16 protein-coding genes are annotated in these 17,934 nt (G+C 51.4%); 5 read left to right on the forward strand and 11 right to left on the reverse strand.

Annotated features, from left to right (window positions below; genetic code table 11):
* Positions 1–85: 85 nt before the first annotated feature.
* From IPN28_04465 to IPN28_04475, 3 genes are all read right to left on the reverse strand, one after another.
* Positions 86–1,438 (reverse strand): hypothetical protein, encoded by a 1,353-nt coding sequence (locus IPN28_04465; protein QQS58080.1) that lies wholly within the window; start codon positions 1,436–1,438, stop codon positions 86–88.
* Positions 1,439–1,467: 29 nt separating this feature from the next.
* A complete protein-coding gene (locus IPN28_04470) occupies positions 1,468–1,785 on the reverse strand; it encodes a hypothetical protein (protein QQS58081.1) in 318 nt (105 codons plus the stop codon).
* A gap of 103 nt (positions 1,786–1,888) precedes the next feature.
* Positions 1,889–3,208, reverse strand: coding sequence for a hypothetical protein (locus IPN28_04475; protein ID QQS58082.1), 1,320 nt, complete (start codon positions 3,206–3,208; stop codon positions 1,889–1,891).
* Positions 3,209–3,366: 158 nt separating this feature from the next.
* Between IPN28_04475 and IPN28_04480 the strand changes: the two genes are divergently transcribed.
* Positions 3,367–5,154, forward strand: a complete 1,788-nt coding sequence (locus IPN28_04480; protein ID QQS58083.1) for an HAD-IIIC family phosphatase — start codon at positions 3,367–3,369, stop codon at positions 5,152–5,154.
* A gap of 9 nt (positions 5,155–5,163) precedes the next feature.
* On the opposite strand, the gene IPN28_04485 is transcribed toward IPN28_04480, so the two are convergent.
* The 6 genes from IPN28_04485 to IPN28_04510 form a co-directional block, all read right to left on the reverse strand.
* Positions 5,164–6,108, reverse strand: a complete 945-nt coding sequence (locus tag IPN28_04485; GenBank protein ID QQS58084.1) for a class I SAM-dependent methyltransferase — start codon at positions 6,106–6,108, stop codon at positions 5,164–5,166.
* Position 6,109: 1 nt separating this feature from the next.
* Complete coding sequence (locus IPN28_04490) at positions 6,110–6,274, reverse strand: hypothetical protein (protein QQS58085.1); 165 nt, start codon at positions 6,272–6,274, stop codon at positions 6,110–6,112.
* Entirely contained in the window at positions 6,264–7,508 is a 1,245-nt protein-coding gene (locus IPN28_04495) for a hypothetical protein (GenBank protein ID QQS58086.1), read from the reverse strand. The genes IPN28_04490 and IPN28_04495 overlap by 11 nt, the downstream gene beginning before the upstream one ends.
* The gene (locus IPN28_04500; GenBank protein QQS58087.1) at positions 7,509–8,777 is read right to left on the reverse strand and encodes a hypothetical protein; all 1,269 of its coding nucleotides are present in this window, start codon (positions 8,775–8,777) and stop codon (positions 7,509–7,511) included.
* A gap of 59 nt (positions 8,778–8,836) precedes the next feature.
* Positions 8,837–9,070 (reverse strand): acyl carrier protein, encoded by a 234-nt coding sequence (locus tag IPN28_04505; protein ID QQS58088.1) that lies wholly within the window; start codon positions 9,068–9,070, stop codon positions 8,837–8,839.
* Positions 9,071–9,181: 111 nt separating this feature from the next.
* Positions 9,182–9,478, reverse strand: coding sequence for a hypothetical protein (locus tag IPN28_04510; protein QQS58089.1), 297 nt, complete (start codon positions 9,476–9,478; stop codon positions 9,182–9,184).
* 216 nt (positions 9,479–9,694) lie between these two features.
* On the opposite strand from IPN28_04510, the gene IPN28_04515 reads away from it, so the two are divergent.
* The 4 genes from IPN28_04515 to IPN28_04530 are packed head-to-tail and all read left to right on the forward strand — an operon-like array spanning position 9,695 to position 15,456.
* Complete coding sequence (locus IPN28_04515; protein QQS58090.1) at positions 9,695–11,419, forward strand: hypothetical protein; 1,725 nt, start codon at positions 9,695–9,697, stop codon at positions 11,417–11,419.
* Positions 11,420–11,458: 39 nt separating this feature from the next.
* Entirely contained in the window at positions 11,459–13,744 is a 2,286-nt protein-coding gene (locus IPN28_04520; GenBank protein QQS58091.1) for an ATP-dependent Clp protease ATP-binding subunit, read from the forward strand.
* A gap of 15 nt (positions 13,745–13,759) precedes the next feature.
* Entirely contained in the window at positions 13,760–14,584 is an 825-nt protein-coding gene (locus IPN28_04525; GenBank protein ID QQS58092.1) for a hypothetical protein, read from the forward strand.
* A 23-nt stretch (positions 14,585–14,607) separates the two neighbouring features.
* Positions 14,608–15,456 (forward strand): class II glutamine amidotransferase, encoded by an 849-nt coding sequence (locus IPN28_04530; GenBank protein ID QQS58093.1) that lies wholly within the window; start codon positions 14,608–14,610, stop codon positions 15,454–15,456.
* Here the strand turns inward: IPN28_04530 and IPN28_04535 are convergent.
* Both IPN28_04535 and IPN28_04540 read right to left on the reverse strand, forming a co-directional pair.
* Complete coding sequence (locus IPN28_04535; GenBank protein QQS58094.1) at positions 15,453–16,628, reverse strand: hypothetical protein; 1,176 nt, start codon at positions 16,626–16,628, stop codon at positions 15,453–15,455. The genes IPN28_04530 and IPN28_04535 overlap by 4 nt on opposite strands.
* Positions 16,625–17,818 carry a hypothetical protein gene (locus IPN28_04540; GenBank protein ID QQS58095.1) on the reverse strand — a complete coding sequence of 398 codons (1,194 nt, stop codon included), beginning with the start codon at positions 17,816–17,818 and terminating at the stop codon, positions 16,625–16,627. Before IPN28_04540 ends, IPN28_04535 begins: the two co-directional genes overlap by 4 nt.
* Positions 17,819–17,934 lie beyond the last annotated feature (116 nt).

A 17,934-nucleotide genomic window follows, 5' to 3' on the forward strand; every position in this document is an offset into this window, starting at 1 on the left:
AACTCATCCCATCAATCTTATATCTTCCGGGAATTATAGCCCCAAAAGCGCAGGAAAAGCAAAAAGTGACCTCCTAAAGGCTTGCTTAAGCCATCCCATAGGAGCCAACGGCGGGAGACGAACGCTGGAAGTCACGCTCAAGCCCGACGCCGGATTCCTGCTCAAGGGCGATCCTCTGCTGGGCCAGATCGTTGTCCGCATGGCTGGCGAAAAAAGCCGAGGCGCTGACGCCGCCAATCGTCATGGAAGCCTTGTCCCCATCGTTAAGGGCAACAACGGGCGCCCCCCCGCTAACCGTGCTGACATCCATATCGGCATAGGCGCTGGGCATGACGATGGCATCTGTACCGTTATAATTTGCAACGGCGAAGGCATCAGACTTTGGATCAGAAACATTTTCACCAGAAGCGACCCTAACGTCTTCTCTGCCCGTAACAGGATCGGTAGCAGCCCCGTGCCTGTCATGCCCGTTAAGCCGTCGCTGCTGTTCAAGTTCCCGTTCAATCCGGCGTTCGGTAATCTGACGATCCACGGCGCCCGAAAAGGCTTCGATAGACTCCTTGACATGGGGATTGGTGTTACCGTCAAAGGCGCCGTTACCCAACAGCCTCTTAAGATGGCCGTTAAATTCCTCAGGTCGGTCATTAAGCATGGCTTCCGCATCGACCTGTGAAAGACCCTGATCCGTAGCGACTTTACTGATCATTTCAGAACGGAAAGTACGAGCCGCATTAATATGGTCTATAGTGACCGGGCCGGGCTTATCCATAAGAATTGCAGTAGCATGTTCGTGATCAAAAGCTGCACCAAGAGCACGATGGTCAATAAACGCCTGAGCGATATCATTCAGGCCGTTTCTACGCGCCCAGTCCACAGCAGCCTGATCGGCTTGGGTCTCATCTCTAAGTATGGTGACAGCCTCTTGATCCGGTGTCATGCCTGAGGTGTTGACTGCCGGTTGGTTGCAGTGGGTACCTTCATGCACTCCCCACATACGGTCCCAATGGTCGGTCCATCCCGGTATCTCTCTTATTCTCTGGAGATCCTGTGCTGAAACAAGGGGCTGAAAGGTGTTTTTGTGGTCAAGAAGACTCCCGCGCTCATTCACTATGCAAACAGGAAGAGGGGCGGCAGTCGAACCAGCCGGAGGAGCGACCTCCCCGCGGGCAGCAAAAGGTCCCCTGGTAAGAGACAAAGCAACCGCTTGTTGAAGGGACGCATCGGTAACGCCGTTGGTAATTCCGGGGAGCTGTCTTTCAAGCATCTCCCGCATCTTCTTGACATCGTCCGGGTGAACTGTCCCAGTAGAGTTAAAATGATCACGATTAAACTTGTCGGGATCCATAAAAACAGTAGGTACGGTGGAGGTCTCGCGCACGGCGTCCTTATAGTCATCTATAAAGATGCTTCTAAGATCTTCAAAAAACCCTCTTCCCATCACCTGCTCCCAAAGACCGCATTAAACTCTCAAGGCTCGTGCCCTGGAGCTTCTACGCTCTTATCTCCCTGTTTTTTTAACTTTACTTCTGGAACAATAACCTGCTGAGGGATTCTCAGGCCACCTTGCGGTCCTGGCTCCATTGAAACGACAACGCCATTTCCGCCGGTTCGTTCCTCAACTGTCAGGGGCTTCTTACCGGGAACCTCAGAACCAGCCGTAGTAACTGCGGGGGTGGCACCGCCCTGTGCATCGGCTCGAGGCTCCTGAGCAGGCTCATTGGTCGCACAACTGCTCAGCAAAACCCCGGCCAAAGCCGCGCTTAAAATAGTATTTCTTTTGGTCATAATAACGATCTCTTCATAGTCACACCCATTATAATTTTTTTACTCCCCCAAAGGCAAAGAAATAAAGTTAAGCCAGATCAAAGCCATAGAAAGTTTAAACCGCTCAGGTCATGTTCGACTGCCCACCAGGCAGACGCACTGAAACGGCTTGATTTCCAAGGTTTTGCCCCTCCAGACCAGTATCCTTTAAAGCCAGCCGCTGTAGCGCAAATACCGGGTCGGCCATCTGCCGCCAGTAATCAGGGGCGCTCACCCCGTCGATAGTCAGAACCGCCTGATCGCCGATCCCCAATGCGACCACGGGCGCCCCACGGCGCTCTTTTCCGGCTGCCTCTTCTTGGCCCTCAGCCTCGGAACCGACGGACAAACGACCGTCTTCAAGATCGGACTCCGTCAAGGCGTAACGTGGCCTCTCCTCCCCATCGGCGACATCAAGGCTCCCTTGTTTGTTTCCGGCGGGTGCGGCAGGGGGCTGTACCGGGGCCGTACTGGGCGTTGGTGTAAGGGGTCTATCGATGATCTGCCGACGGTAAGCCCCGGCATAGGCGCGGATATAGTCTTCAATGAGGGGGTTGCTCTTCACGTCAGCATTCTGGGCCGGACTGAACGCGCCGCGGGCGAGTAACTTCTCAATCCGGTCAACATACTGAGCCGGCTGTTTTATGGACATATCGACGACTTGCTCCATGGTCAGCTTGTAATGGGTCATAACACCCATAACCATCTGGAACCTGAAATCATGGACCGCATCGATATGTGCCTGGCTGGAGGTTAAATCCGGCCGATCGATTAAAACCGCGGTCGCATGGCGAGGATCGTCGCCTTTGAGCGAACCCAGAGCGCGGATATCGATCAGGGCTTGCGCCACCTCGGGGAGTTTATTATCGCGCAGCCACTTCACGGCCGCCCGGTCGGCCTCGGCTTCGCGCCCCATCAGGAATATATCCTTCTGCTCGTCGGTCATGCCCTTGGTGTTCATGTCCTGAGCGCAGTGCGTACCCTCGTGAATCCCGAAAATGCGCTCACGGTGCTGCTCCCAGCCGGGGATAAGGCTGAGCTTGGCCGGATCGATTCCCGCTTGTTTCAGAAGAGAGTCGGAGCGCCCGTTGATCGCCCCCTCCGGTCCGTTGGCAAGGCAGATTCGCATCGGGTTGCCCTTGACATCGTCCACATCCATAGCATGGCCGAACGGTCCGGCCAGCGACCGCCGCACAAGGCTGGTCAGTTGCTTGTCACTAAAGCCGCTGTCATCGACGCCCTGCAGGCGGATCACATTGCGGGCCTTCTTGATGTCGTCGGGATGAACTTCGCGTGTTTTTAAAAAATGTTCGCGGTGAAAATCGGCAGGATTGAGAAACACAATCGGCAGAGTTGTCACACTCTTGACGCCGTCCTGAAAACCTTTGGAACCCCCGGTACCCATATTTTAAACCCACAGCATGAATGTCTGTTTATTTTTTTTGAAAGTATAGCGCCTTTAACCAGATGCCCGCAATCAATAAAACAACAGGCCCGTGATTGCTAGGCTTCGTGGGTATATGTTAGAACCTGAGAAATTATGAGCTTGTGGGAGGAAAAGACTTGAACGATCTGGCCAAGATACTTGCTACGTGGCGCACATACAGCCGCACACTCAAGGAAAACCCTGAGACTTCCTGCGATATCCGCATCGGGATCGCCGGAAGCTTTACGGTTGATAACCTGATCCCTCATTTCGGAGGCTGGCTTTTGCAAAAAGGCTTCACCGCGCCGGAAATCGTCGCCGGACCCTACAATCAGCTCCATCAGCTCTGCATCGACCATAAGACGGTTCTGGATCGGGATCATGATTTCGATGCCCTGATCCTGCTCTGGCGGCTGGAGGATATCCTGCCCGAAGCCTTGGAAGGAGCACTGCAGCAGGATGAAAAAAGTTTCGAGCGCATGGCGCAGGAAATCCGGCAACTGGCGCAATCCATAAAAAAGTTAAGGTCAACATTCGCCGGAACCGTCATCATTTCCACGCCCCCTTACCCCTCCCTGAACGCCTTCGATCTGCAGGAACTCGGCCAGTATGAAAAGGGCAGGGCGGTTTATAACCATCTTCTCGAAATCTGGAATAACGAGTTGGACTCCATCGAGGGCATAAAAATCTTCGACCTTGCAGGTCTGCTGACCGTTGCCGGGTTAAATCCCGCGCACGACCCGCGCAAATGGTATCTCTACCGCCAACCCTATACAGAGCAGTTCAGCCTGCAGATCGGCAAGGTTCTGGCCCGCATTCTTGCCAGCGGGAAAATCAGCGCTAAAAAATGTATCGTTCTGGACGCCGACAACACCATGTGGGGCGGGGTCATCGGCGAAGACGGTCTGGGAGGAATAGAAATAGGGAACGATTTCCCCGGCCTCGCCTTCCGCGATTTCCAGAAACAGATGCTGCACTTTCAGAAACAGGGCATCATGCTGGCCATCGCCAGTAAGAACAACGAGGAGGATGTGCTGGAGGTTTTGGACAAGCACGATGCAATGGTGCTGCGGCGGGAGCATTTCTCCGCCATGGAGATCAACTGGGTCTCCAAGGTCGAAGGCATAAAAAACATCGCAAAAAGGCTGAATATCGGCACCGATGCGCTGGTGTTTGTGGACGACAACAAAAAGGAAATCGGCGAAGTGCAGGAACGCTTGCCCGAAGTCACGTGTTTCCTCGTCCCCGAGGAACTGGCGGAATTTCCAGGACTGCTGAAAAACACAGGTCTGTTCGATCTCGGTGAAGTCACGAAAGAGGACCGTGAGCGCACGAAAATGATGGCGCAGGAATCCATCCGCAAACAGGCCTCCGAACAGGTCAGCGAGGAGGAGTTCCGCGCCGCGCTGGGCCTGAAGGTTAAGGTGTTTGAGGTCGATAGCCAGCATCTCGCCCGCACGACCCAGCTCATCAACAAAACCAACCAGTTTAACGTCACGACCATCCGCCGTTCGCAGGACGAGGTGAAGGCGCTGTGTGACTCGCCCGACGCGATCGTTCTGGCGACTGAAATCGAGGACCGTTACGGGGAATACGGCCTCGTCGGCGTGGCGATCCTGAAAAAATCAGAAGACCCCAAAATCTGGGACATTGACACGCTGCTGATGAGCTGCCGCGTTCTGGGCCGCGGCGCGGATACGGCCTTCCTCGCGCAGGTCATCGAAGCCGCCCGTCAAAAGGGGGCGCAGACCGTGCGCGGAAAATATATCCCAACCCAAAAGAACAAGATGGTCGAAGACCTCTACAAACGCCACGGCTTTACGTCCGGCGCGGAAGAGGGAGAATGGACAATCGAGCAAAAACAAAAGATAGACGTGCCGGACTATATCGCGACAATGCTCACGACTCTTAAAAGCAATTGCTAAGAAAAAAGCCTAAACCTTCTTCTGCAGCACATAAGCCAGACTCATCGGCAGGTCTCGTTCAAGACACTCTTCGACGGACTTGCCTTCATAAGGTAGGTAAAAGGGTTTGACGACCTTAAGCCCGCACTCATCCATCATATCCTCGACCTCCTTGGGTGTGCGAAAGAGGTAGATATGATCGATCACGGCCGCGTTGCAGCAGGTGGTCAGGTAGATATAGGCATCCGGTTTGGCGATATCCGCGATCCGGCGCAGGAAAAGTTCCGGCTCCTCGACATGCTCGATAACCTCTCCGGTCACGACCGCGTCATAGCTGTTGGATTGCAGCTGATCGGCATCCAGAAAATCTTTAAGCTGTAAGGAGTACTTCGGCCCCTTGTCGGGAAGGAAAAAATCGACGATTTCCTTGGTTTGCCCAAGGCTGGTCTCGCTGATATCAAGCCCGACGAAATGATCAAAGGCGGTGGTGGCAAGCGCACTCATGAAAAACAACCCGTGCCCCGGCCCGACCTCAAGATATGTACCCTTTTTCCCCTTCGGTACGGTCTCATTGAAATAGCGCAGCATCCCCAGATGGTGCGGCCAGATAAAACAGGATACGGCAATCCCGTAGACATACTTCGACATATAGTCAGGATCATGGTAAACGCTGCCCGCAACCTCGTCGAGTGTCGAAAACCTGTATTTTTTGTGCTTCTGGAAGTAAAGCTGCTCTTTCATCGTGTCGAACACGAACATCAGATACGACTCTGAAAGATAATCAACCGTCAGCCCCTTGCCCATGTTGAACTTGATATAGGTCTCAAGATTGATAACCTCTTCCTGCGTCATCTTCTCCAGAGAGACCGTGACGATTTTTTTATGCAGGGGGTTCTTCTCCAGAATGTCGTTCATCAACTGCTCGACAAGTGGAGGAAGCGGCCTTTGTGTAATTTCCTTAACAGTTACAGACATCTCAAAATCCTTGATAAATGAACTCAAGCTCAAATCCAGAGCCAAAATAAGCTATACCCATGAGTATAGCAAAGAAAAAGCCTAAAATAGCTTCCAGAACGTACAGCCTGAGCCTCTGATTGACGATTTTTGGGGTTTTTACATCAGGGGTTTGATTATTCGTCATGTTTGCCGGACTCAGAGCTTACTAAAAGTTTATGAATTTCCCCCGAGAGAAACAGATCGAAGTCCCCCTCCTGTTCAAAATGAATATCGTCATCTTTGACGTAAACAGCATTTTTCAAGACTTCCTGAGGAACATCTATAAGAAAACGAAACTTCTCTGATCCGTATACCCTTTCCAGAAACCGGAAGCGCTCTTTAACCTTTTGATAGATGTTCCAGGCCTCCGGATCATCCCTCATCGCCTCGGAGGCAGGCTCAATATAGATTATGGCTTTGGCTCCCTTTTTTTGTATAGCCTCACATATTTTTATCAGAATGATATTGTTGATCGAAGATGGTTCGAAATTGTTCAAGCGGATAACTTGTCTGTACCACTTGGAGTTCACTGTTTCGTTATTTTCGTTTAGGAGGGCGGATATGTTACCCTTGAGATATCTCTGGACGATCCAGAACACCAAGGCATTCTCAGGCAGACTCTCTTTTTTTGCAAACGGAGAGCTAAGTTTAAGATCGGGGAAAAAAGCAGACCATAAGTCTTGTTTGATCAGATCAACATCCGCGGCATAAGAAGGCGCAAGCGTGAAAACAGGAAAGTTACGAATGAAAAGAGCCCATAAATGGTCGCTGGGGGAGGCAAAAAGAAAAAGCCATGGCCATGTTTCTAAGCTCTCGCTCCAAATCATGCTGGCGCGTGAAAAATGGCTGTCTCCTTTGAAAACAGCGTGGTTATTAAAAATAAAAACTGGACTGACTGACAAAACCAGTAAATCAGGATCGTCCCTCAGGGCGATCTGTGTGAGCGTATAAGACTCGAGGCTTCGCAGAGAAATTCTCAGAAACAAATCAATATGTGCATCAATAAGCCAATGGCTTTGAAGAGTCTTTAAAGTTTGCTCGGCTAAAAGCTTGTGGTCGCTCATTGCGTTAAGATCAATAAGTTTTGCGCCGGGCTTATAAAGAATCGCAGAGGAATCGGATATCCAAGCTATCTTGTAGCCCTTTTCACCAAGGGGAACTTCAGAGTCCTTAACAAAATACGGATCGCTTTCCAAAGTAATCTTTGGAAAAATGGCAACAGCTTCATCATTCTTGTGTTTGAAGGTTTCCGGTGCACGATAAGGGATATATTGTCCGGCCAAAAAAATAAAGAAAATAGCCCACGCGGCGATTCGAGCCAAGCCTAGCCAAGAAGCTTGATACCCAAGTAAACGAATAAAATCGTCAATACTTCTCATTTAATGCAGCCCGAGTAATGTAGCATAAAAGGAAAAGGCTGTTCCGAGAGGAAGGGTAATAAGAGGAAACCCAAACCCTACAAAAACATATGTAACAAATATACATAAAATCTGGGCTATAGGGGTTTCAAAATTTAAGCCCCTCTTTTGACGCCACTCACTGAAATATCTGTGAACGATGACCCCGATCGTATGGTAAAGACCATAGATTAACATGGAAAGGCTTAAGCTATGCCATAGCGCAATACTGACCATGGTGCAGGCTACTGCAAAAAGATGACGTTCGCGCCTGTAACCTCCTAGGGGAACAAAAATGTTTCTGCGGGCAAATCTATATAAACTAATATGCCATCCCGACCAGAATTCAATCACATTTCGTGCAAAGAACGGGTTATTGAAATTTTCCTTTAATTTGTATCCATGAATACGCGAAAGCCCGATGGCGATATCGGAGAAGCCGGAAAAATTAAAATAGAAATACCAGGTGTAAGCGAAAAGATAGAGCCATAGCGTTAGGACATTCTGCCCTTCATAATGCTCTAGGATCATGGTACTGGGTTGCAAAAGGGATGTAAGAAATAGAACCTTAAAAAAGCCCCACGAAATTCTGAAACTACCGACAAGAATATCGTCCGGCTCAGGAACCACTGCGGTTTTGCCTTTAGTTTCAATTTCCTCATACTCAATGATAGGGCCGACAACAAGAACAGGAGGAAAAAAGCCATAAAACAGGACTCTGTCGAAGGAGAGTTTTCCGATGACGCCGATGTAGGTCTTAATGATAAGGTCCAAAGCTCTGAACGTAGCAAAGGACAAACCAATCGGCCCATAGATGTTCCGGGTAAGATCGATCTCCCAGATCGTTCTGTTAATAAAAAAAAGGGCATCATTGGTATGAAGTGTGTAAAAAGTAACCAACGCCCATTCGTCTATTTTCCAATAAAGCATAGGCAGAAAAGCAAAAATCACAGAGAGCCAGAAAACAAGAAGGCTAAGAGTTGCTGCTGAAGGATCGTGCCTGCGGATTAAGGCTCTATGTTCGCAGAAGAATACAAATCGTTGGAGTGCGGCGATGGATATCCAGTAAAGGGAATAGAAGATGGCTAATCTGGGCGCGATAAAAAATAGAATATAAGACCCGCCAAAAATGAAGACGAGATGCCTGAAGACAGGTTTCCGGCAAAACCAGAGTAAAGGGAGGATTAGGATAGAAAAAGCGAGAAGGTCGACAAAAAAATTAGCAGCATTATAGTCGAGGTTAAATTTCATAGGGCGCCTGCGATCTGAAAAAAAACCCCAAACAATTTAAGGGAAACGATCACACAAAGCTAAACAGCAACACCCTTGCCGCGGAGTGTTTCACGCGCAAGACCAATGGTCGTCATTTTCATGATTTCCTTGGTGGTGAGTTGCACGCCGAACTTCTCCTCAATCGCAACCACCAGCCCCATGGCGGCCAGACTGTCCCACTGGGAGGTGTTGTCGGGGGAGGTATTGTCATTGAGTTTGCTCACATCAACCTCAAGAACTTCGGCAAACAAATTCAGCAGGGCATCGCTCATAAGTCGTCAACTCTCTTTTTAATCGAAGGAAACCAAGTCCATAATCATATCTTCCGAAGGCAATATACAAGCCTTAGCAGCAAGAGTTAAGCCCATTTTTCCCTTAAAGGCTTAATTCTTGAAATTCTTTTGCAGGGTTTGCATTTGTTTGATTTTTTCGGCCAGCATATTCCGCAACGCCTCGCGCAAAAACGGCTCCAGTTCACGGTCATGCTCCCCGCTGTGGGAAATGATCTGATCGTAGATTTTTTTGGTATCCTCGCCAACGTTAATAATCACTGTGTTATTGCTGACACGGTCGTCGATAAGGTCGCGGACATACCCGCTGATATTGACCCCCATTTTTTGCAGCATATCATGCTGGTCGCGGCGGATCATCATACTTACGCGCATAAGACTTTTGGGCATGGATTATGTCTCCTTATTGTGTCATGCAAGTTTAGGCGCAAAACTGTATATTTTCAATAAAAGCTTGCATACAGGAAAAGTGATATATATAATCATATATATAAATATATAACAAAGGGTATGTAAAGACTTGATTTTTAGTTTGATTCCATGCCTTAAGGCATGAAATATACCTTAGAGTTGAATGACAGGAAGGCATCAGGAGGAGTTTAGGACATGACATCAGGCAGCGCAAAAGGCTCACAAAAGCAGCAGACAGACATCGAGCAGCTCATGCAGCAGGCGCGGGCGACGTCCCGGAAGGAGTCGGTGACCGAAAAAACGAAGGCGCAGGCGGATGACACGCCCTCAGCAAAAAAATTCGCCAAAATAGCGGACAACCCCTTCTACAAGGTTATGTTCGATCCCAATGCGACACCCGAAGCCAAAATGGAGGCGGTGTCCAAAATTCTGGTGTTTGCGGAGAACAAGGACAAGGCGAAGGAGGAACTCGAAGCCTTCAAGATGTTTAAAGAATATCTGCAGTTCGAGCGCAAGCGCATGGCGCAGCAGATTATCGAACTCACCGACACCGAAGCCTTCAGCGAACTCAAGACGGTTTATGACGAACTCAATACCGCTCTGGTCGCCTTCGAAGATAAAATCTCTCCGCTGACCGATATTGTAGACTCGGTATACAAACTCCGCATGAACGGCCTGACCTTTGATGTCTTCCGTGAGATCGCCATGGACCGGGAGGAGGAGGCCCGTCTGGCCGCGCTCCTGGAACAGCAAAAGAAAGACCTGTCCACGCTGGAGCAGAATATCCGCCAGTCGCAGGTGCAGATCGCCCATCTGGGCGAGGATAAATCGCTCTTCGGTTTCGGCCCGGTGAAAGAATCCGCCCGCAAGAAAATCGCCGAACTCGAACTGCAGTTGGGCGAAAAACGCAGCTCACTGACCGACCTTACAAAAACAATCGAGGACACGGCGAAGGCCCAGCCCCGCGCCTCGCAACTCGACCCTCAATTCCTCGAAGCCAAGGCCAAGCTGCGTGAACTTCTGGACATCAGTTCTGACGAACACAAGCAGCGCCAGCAGGATTTGGTCAACGCTGCCCAGAATTTTGTAAACACGACCGAAGAGCGCGTCTCCAGCATTTCCGAGCATTTCGTCGGCATGGACAAGCAGATCGAAAATCTGTTGGAGGCCAATTACTCCATGCGCGAAATCTACGCCATCTTGAACGATGCGACCAAGAACGCGCACAACAACAACGAGAAATACCGCGAGGAACTGGTCGCCAAGGAGTCAGCGGAGGAAAGCGACATCGCCAAGATGAACCGCGAACGCGACAAGCGCGATCTTGAAAACTACATAGGCGCACTGAATGCGTCCTCTTACGACACAACCACGGTTCTGGCCGAACTCACCAACGCCAGCCACCGCATCAAGTCGATGAAGGACGGCAACCAGAGCCAGATCGACAAGACCCGCCAGATCCACAGCTCCGGCGTCGCCGGCGTCGCTGATCAGCTCAGCACGGTCTTGCAGGCTGTATCGTCCGCTGCCCTCGGCGAGTCCTCGGAAATGGCGCGTATGTCGCTTGAGCGCATGAACACCAAGACTCAAGACCTCTCCCAGAAGGAAGTCATTCGTCTGGCGCTGGGAACGCAGGAGCAGAACAACGAACTCAGCAAGGCGCTGCAAGGTCTGGAGCAGTACGGCGAAGTCATCCGCACGGCCACCACGATTACCCGCGAAGGCCTCAAGGAGACCAAGGATCTTCTCGGCCGCCTCGAAGATGCGGCCAAAAACGTGCAGGAAGACGTCAAGGAATCGATTGCCATCGCCGCTGACGTGGTCGCCGGCAAGGGCGGAGCAAAAAAATCCGCCGCCTCGGACGAAGGAGAGGACAGCGGATCGTCAAGCGATGCGCCGCCCAACCCGTTTAAGATTTAACGATCTGAAACGCACTGCAAAAACGATAGGATGATAGCCATGCCCGATGGTTCCAGCCAGAATTACCTGATCCGCGGCGCCGATTATCTCGCCCGCTTTCCCGGCTTTAAGCTAGTGGCGCGGGAGGAGGAGGTCAGGCGCCTCAACCGCATCCTGATGCGCGACAAGGCCAACAGCGTACTGCTGGTCGGACCGGGCGGTGTCGGCTGCACGGCGCTGTGTCTGGAGATCGAAGCCTGTAAATCAAACCCGGAGACCCCTTTTGATATTCTGAGCAAGCGCCTGTTCTGGTTGGATACGGACGGGCTGTTTTCCTCCGGCAATCCCTCGGCCATGAACGAAAACTTCCAGAACGTCCTGCGCCGCCTCTCGCGCTATCCCGACACGCTTCTGGTGATCGAGGATATGAAGGACTTCATCGAAGCCACGCGCAATCACGGCTGCACCCATTTCATCAATGCACTGATGCGGGCGCTCGATCAAGGTAAGTTTCAGGCGATCTTCGAATCCCGTGACGAGCATCTGGAGATTGTCCTCAAATGCCACTCCAACATCACCGAACTGTTCACGATGCTGGATTTGCAGGAACCCTCAAAGGAATCATTGCAAAAAATCGTCAGCGAGTCAGTCCAGCGTCTGGAGGAATATCATAAAATTCCGGTCTCCCGCGAAGCGGTGGAAACCGCCATCGAACTGACATGGAAATACCGCGTCCGTGAAATGAGCCTCAGCCGCGCCCAACCTGAGCGTACCCTCAATCTCCTCGACCGCGCTCTGACCAGTTACCGTCAGGACGCTCACGCCCGCCCGCCGAAACTGTCGGAGAAGGAAAGGGAGCAGGCGCTCGTCTCTCGTGCCCTTAAGGGCGAAAAAATTCAGGGATTTTCAGGAAAGAGCCCCGAGGAACTGAAAAAGCAGAATGAAATGCTGACCGCCCAGATCGAAATCATCCGCAACGAATGGCAGCAGCGTCAGGATCGTTTGCGGAAAATCTACAAAAACCAGACGGACGGGGAGGAGGCGCTCAAAGACCTTGAAGACCGCCTCGAGGATCAGAGAAAAAAAGATCAGGAAACGCGCGACAGCGCAGAAAAAAACCTTGAAGAAAAGGCTAAGGAAAACGGAAAGCAGGGCTTCCAGCCGTTTAACATGAAAACCGCCGCCGCCGGATATGAGTCCGAAAAGGTCAACGCGATCAAGGCTGAAATTGAGTTGCTCCAAAAGGCCATTGAAAAAAATAAACAGGAATTCGAAACCCTCACCCGCGAAATCAACGAGGGGCTGGAGCTTTCCGCCGACCACGTTTTACTGGAATTCAGCAATCTGTCGGGCATCCCGGCCAACAAGCTCAATCAGGACGAACGCGCCAAGCTCATCAACCTCGATGAAAGCCTGTCCAACCGTGTTTACGGACAGGAACACGCCGTCAAGAAACTCGCCGACGCCGTACGCGTGGCCCGCGTCGGTCTGAAAGACCCCAACAAGCCGCAGGCCGCCTTCATGTTCCTCGGCCCCTCGGGCGTAGGCAAAACGGAAATGGCCAAGGCGCTCACCGCCGCTCTGCATGATGACGAACGCGCTTTGCTCCGTTTTGATATGTCCGAATACATGGAAAAGCACGCCGTCGCCAAGCTGATCGGCGCCCCTCCCGGATATGAAGGTTACGAGGCGGGAGGCATCCTGACCAACGCCATGCGCCGCAACCCTTACGTCATCATACTCTTCGATGAAATCGAAAAGGCGCACCCCGATATCTTCAACGTCTTTCTGCAGGTCTTGGACGACGGGCGCCTGACCGATAACCGTGGACTCACGGTTTCCTTTAGTGAAGCCATAATTCTCATGACCACCAACATCGGCCAGAAAAATTTCCTCGATCCGGCCATGAGCTTCGAGGATGCTGTGCAGGAAACAACCCGCGAACTGGATAACACCTACCGCCCGGAATTCCTGAACCGTTTCAACGGGCGCCAGAATATCGTGTGCTTCAACGCACTCGACCTGGCGATCATTGAGAAAATCGCCACCCGCGAAATCGTCAAGCTCAACGCCCAGATCAAGGCGCAGGGCCGCGACCTCACGGTCGAAATCGCACCAGACTCCCTCCGCGCGCTCTGCAAGGATCAGTACAAGCCCGCAAACGGCGCACGCGGAATCCCCGGCTACTTCGCCTCGCAAATCCATCCCGCCGTGGCCAACACGATGCTGGAAGCGGAAAACGCGCACGGGGTCATGGAAGTGATTTACGATGCAAAGACCCAGACTCTCGAAGTCATCCACCCGCGCATCCGCGAAGTCTCCGCACCGAAAAAGGGCGCGGCCTAAATCTGAGGGAAAGTCATGACAGGGCAGGGCAAAAAGGATAACTCAGCCGAAGAGTTGCTCCGCCGCGCCAAAAAGCTTCAGGAACAATCAGAATCCGTCAGCGAAAAGCGCCGCCTGAAGGAAAAACGCTCCGGTGTCGGCCAGATAAGCCGACAAGTATCGGATACGGTCGAAACCTATAATCAGGTGACCGGAACCATAAGCTGGCTCTACGCCAATATCCTTTACCCCTGTTTCTCCCATCCCTGGGCGGGCGCTCCGTTCCGCCTCTATCGAAAAATATGGAACAAATGCGTCTATTCCGTCGATAAAGACGGCGACCGCCAATTCTCAAAAAAACGCGGCGGACTCATGGTCCTGGGCACGCTTTTTTTCTTATGGATTTTGCCAGGAATAATATCCGTAACCGCCGAACTGGTTTGGGATACCAGCCGTATGATGACCAGTTATCACAAGGGCGATGTCATCTATCTGGGCCGCTCGCAGGAAATCGACCCCAAGGGGAATATCTTTTCCGCTCAGGGCTGCGAACAGATTCGCTGCACCGACCAGACCGGTTTTTACTTCCGCATCAAACCCTCTTTGGCCCACCATATCTGGAGCCTCTGGCACAACGGCAACTTCTTCTTCCCCGATTTCGTAACCGCAGGAATACAGAACGATATCAATAAATGCACGGTGACCAGCTATGGTTCGCGTGGAAAATTCATCATCCGCAACTGGGAGATTTACCCGCAAATCCTGGCCGTCGATTGCGTTCCGGTGTCCGAGTCTGATATCAAATCCTTCGAGGAATCCCATAGAACCGGAAAAGTCCCGGTTTCCTCAACCAAACCTTAAGACTATTATGAGAGTTTAAGACCATGTGCCGATGGATTGCATATACAGGAGAACCGATTTTTCTCGACCGGCTGGTCACCAAGCCGGCCCATTCGCTCGTCGAGCAGAGCATCAACGCCAACCTGCAGTTTAAGGAGGATGGTAGTCTCTGGACCACCAACGGCGATGGCTTTGGCATTGGCTGGTACGCGAACAAACCCGAACCGGGCCTGTTCAAGGATGCTATGCCCGCTTGGAACGACCAGAATCTGCACGAACTCTGCGCCCAGACCAAAGCCAACCTCTTTTTTGCCCATGTCCGCGCCAGCACACAGGGCGGGGTCCAGCGCAACAACTCCCACCCCTTTAAATACAAAAACTGGCTGTTCCAGCATAACGGTGACGTAGAGGGCTTCTCAAAACTCAAGCGCACCCTGCAAAACGAAGTGGCCGAAGAATTATATCCTATGATCCGCGGCAACACCGACAGCGAAACCAGCTTCTACCTCGCCCTGACCTATGGCTTGCAGGAAAACCCGAAAACGGCATTGGAAAAAATGATCGGCCGTCTGATCCGCGCACAGGAGGAAGCCGGAATGAAAAAGGATTTAAGCTTCTCAGCCTCAATCACCGACGGGAATAATCTCTACACGATCCGCTACTTCACACCTGGAGCCACAGTAAGAACCCAGTTCTTCACGAAGGACATGGCGAGGGTCGTTGATGTCGGCGGAACGTCGAAGGAGTCGGAATGGCCAAGCAAGGGCGTCGTAGTGGTCTCCGAACCCCTCGACCGCCTCAGTGACTACTGGACCCCGGTCCCTGAATCCTCCTTCATGACCATCCGCAACGGCGAAATCAAAATCGAGGACTTCGCGCCGCTAGCCGTTTAATCGACGTGTATCTCCGGCACACGGATATAAGGCATCTGGATCATTGGTTGGTTCAGCCAGTCAACATGACTGAGATTCATGAACTGCCCGAAATAGACAGAGAACGCTACACTTCCCCACACGGCAAGAGTAGCCAGAACCAGAACCAGACGGCTTGCCGCTTTTATCGTGCGCAGAAGTTTTGTACGCCAGCTTGCTAAAGCGGGGCGGGGATCTGCGGGCGCGAAGTGCAGTCTGTTCAGCAGCAAATCGCGTTCAAAAGGGGAAAGTTGATCATGATTAAGAGCTTGCGAACGCAGCGCCTTCAGAACCCCGATCGCATAAACCCTCGCATTCATGCGTTTGACGATCAGCAATCCGCAGTAAAAACAAAGGATCACAATGAAAAAATGTCCAAAGACAGCATCTTTAACGGCTTTCGGATTCTCAAGGTCAATGTGATAAGCCTGTTCGAAAAACGCAGGAAAAATCTTAGTTCCCGCCATAAGTCCTGCACTGCCCAAGGCGTAAAAAAGAGCCAGAATAAGCAGACGAAAACGCACATGTCGCGCGATCGCTCGCACAGCTCGGAAGTCGAAAAAACTCTTCCACCTTCCGTGAAGTGCCTGACGCGCTTGGGCGATGGGGAGATAAAGCATTATAAATGAAAAGCCTATGACGCTGGCGACAGATAGAACGGCGGCCAAACCCTCTTCCTCATAACCGCGGGAAAATGTGTTGTTCCACCCCGCCCACCACATCCACAACCAGACAAGAGCGAATGGCAAAGTAAGAAGCCACGTGTTGAAGAGCGACAGGACGCCGTTGCGGTACTGGATGAAAAGCGCTCGAAGAAAACGCTTAACACGCAAATATAACTTGTAGGAAAAATTTTTTCTTTCAGCCGCTAAAGACTGTTCAAGCCCAGAAACATCTGACCATCGCGGCCAGTATTTGAGTAAGCTAACATCCTGAGAGTTAAAAAAGCTGGCGGGATCCTCAAGAGTGCTTCTCTTCACCCAGACCTGAACGGCACTGCGAAGCATATAGCGATTCATCCATCCGGAAAGAAGCGGCGCGGTGAACGGAGTCCAGCAGCAGAGAAATCCGACTACAAACCGGACAAAACCGGAAAACAGGGAGAAAAGAGTGTCTCGCAACCATCGACTTGATTTCATCAGTCTTTCGGTCATAGCAAGGCCTCCTTCAATACGACTCCTTCACTTTTTTCGGCTTTAAAACCCATCAAGGCCGCAACCGTCGGAGCTATAGACGTTTGATCGGTTGCAGTTTCAACAATTCTGTTATTTGCGATACCAGATCCATAAAGAACGGCAAAAATCTCGTGCGAGGAGCGCGAGTTGAAATGATGCTGGAAGGGAACATCCATCAGCGGATTACTATCCCGCCCGCAATCCGGAACGATGACAAAGACAGTATTATCACGGTAAAAAGGATCTGATTCCGCAGCCGTGACGATACTTTGGATTCCCTGATCGATCACAGAGATAGCGCGTGTATAATGGCTTTTGATCCCGAAATGTACGTAATCAGGATCCTGATAATTGACCATTAACAACTTAGGCCGCAAATACCGGAGCGACCAGAGCGCAAGCTCTGTGGTCTGTCGGTCGCCACGGGGATGCTTGAGATTATCGTCTCCATAGTAAGATCTCCATTTCCGCCAGAAATTCTGCAGCTCAGGGCTGTACTCAGAGGGTTTCAAAAATTCAGGGCTCTGTTTGCGCACTTCTGTAAGCTGCTCTTCAAGAGCCGAGCGTGCATCAGAGGTAAGAGTGTCCTGCTCAAGCTTAACTTGCAGCAGAAAGGCTCTAAAGCGAGTGGGACTAAGCATTTCCGGACGAAGATCGGAAGCATACTTCTCATCAAGGTGCATATGAAATCCGTCATCCTGCGCCCGGTCTTCTCCATTGATGATGAGCGCCTCATGTGCATCCAGCGCGTATGCTTCGCGCAAATATTCAAAGATGGATGGAACGCTAGGCCGAAGAAAGTTCCCCGGAATCTTCTCATGATGGTTAGTATAGCCAAAATAGCGGCCGGTCATGATGTTGACCGTCCCTTGAGCGTGGTCGGTCTCGTTATTGGGAAGCTCTGCAATGCTCATATTCCGGTAAAGCGTCCCCTTGGGAATCATCCGGTTGAGCATGAATGGGCTGAAACTGGTTTCCGGTTCGATTGTTTCCCGCCTCCGGACCCCGCCGCCGTAACGAATAACGATGACGTTCGGGCCTTTATAGCGCTTGCCGGGACCGGGGGAGGCGAGAGCGGAGTTTGGAAGAAACATCTGTCCGCCCAGAAAAACAGTCGCCGATGCCGTCATCTGCATGAACAGACGACGGGTGAGCAGTGAACCGCACATAGCGCACCTCGTGAAATGTTATGAGTGGCCGAAAAATCGACCTAATTTCACGATAGCATAACACTACTCTGTATTGCAAAGTATTTTTTGGGGGGAGTAAAAAAAGGGCGCTGAAA

It is taken from the genome of Alphaproteobacteria bacterium (assembly GCA_016699735.1).
GTDB lineage: Bacteria > Pseudomonadota > Alphaproteobacteria > Micavibrionales > Micavibrionaceae > JAGNKE01.

What these genes read in the sequence shown, in the direction of transcription:
- IPN28_04530 (QQS58093.1), top strand. Translation starts at nt 14,608, where the DNA reads ATGTGCCGATGGATTGCATATACAGGAGAACCGATTTTTCTCGACCGG.
- IPN28_04500 (QQS58087.1), bottom strand. Translation starts at nt 8,777, where the DNA reads ATGAAATTTAACCTCGACTATAATGCTGCTAATTTTTTTGTCGACCTT.
- IPN28_04525 (QQS58092.1), top strand. Translation starts at nt 13,760, where the DNA reads ATGACAGGGCAGGGCAAAAAGGATAACTCAGCCGAAGAGTTGCTCCGC.
- IPN28_04495 (QQS58086.1), bottom strand. Translation starts at nt 7,508, where the DNA reads ATGAGAAGTATTGACGATTTTATTCGTTTACTTGGGTATCAAGCTTCT.
- IPN28_04475 (QQS58082.1), bottom strand. Translation starts at nt 3,208, where the DNA reads ATGGGTACCGGGGGTTCCAAAGGTTTTCAGGACGGCGTCAAGAGTGTG.
- IPN28_04470 (QQS58081.1), bottom strand. Translation starts at nt 1,785, where the DNA reads ATGACCAAAAGAAATACTATTTTAAGCGCGGCTTTGGCCGGGGTTTTG.
- IPN28_04515 (QQS58090.1), top strand. Translation starts at nt 9,695, where the DNA reads ATGACATCAGGCAGCGCAAAAGGCTCACAAAAGCAGCAGACAGACATC.
- IPN28_04510 (QQS58089.1), bottom strand. Translation starts at nt 9,478, where the DNA reads ATGCCCAAAAGTCTTATGCGCGTAAGTATGATGATCCGCCGCGACCAG.
- IPN28_04490 (QQS58085.1), bottom strand. Translation starts at nt 6,274, where the DNA reads ATGACGAATAATCAAACCCCTGATGTAAAAACCCCAAAAATCGTCAAT.
- IPN28_04485 (QQS58084.1), bottom strand. Translation starts at nt 6,108, where the DNA reads ATGTCTGTAACTGTTAAGGAAATTACACAAAGGCCGCTTCCTCCACTT.
- IPN28_04535 (QQS58094.1), bottom strand. Translation starts at nt 16,628, where the DNA reads ATGACCGAAAGACTGATGAAATCAAGTCGATGGTTGCGAGACACTCTT.
- IPN28_04520 (QQS58091.1), top strand. Translation starts at nt 11,459, where the DNA reads ATGCCCGATGGTTCCAGCCAGAATTACCTGATCCGCGGCGCCGATTAT.
- IPN28_04465 (QQS58080.1), bottom strand. Translation starts at nt 1,438, where the DNA reads ATGGGAAGAGGGTTTTTTGAAGATCTTAGAAGCATCTTTATAGATGAC.
- IPN28_04505 (QQS58088.1), bottom strand. Translation starts at nt 9,070, where the DNA reads ATGAGCGATGCCCTGCTGAATTTGTTTGCCGAAGTTCTTGAGGTTGAT.
- IPN28_04540 (QQS58095.1), bottom strand. Translation starts at nt 17,818, where the DNA reads ATGTGCGGTTCACTGCTCACCCGTCGTCTGTTCATGCAGATGACGGCA.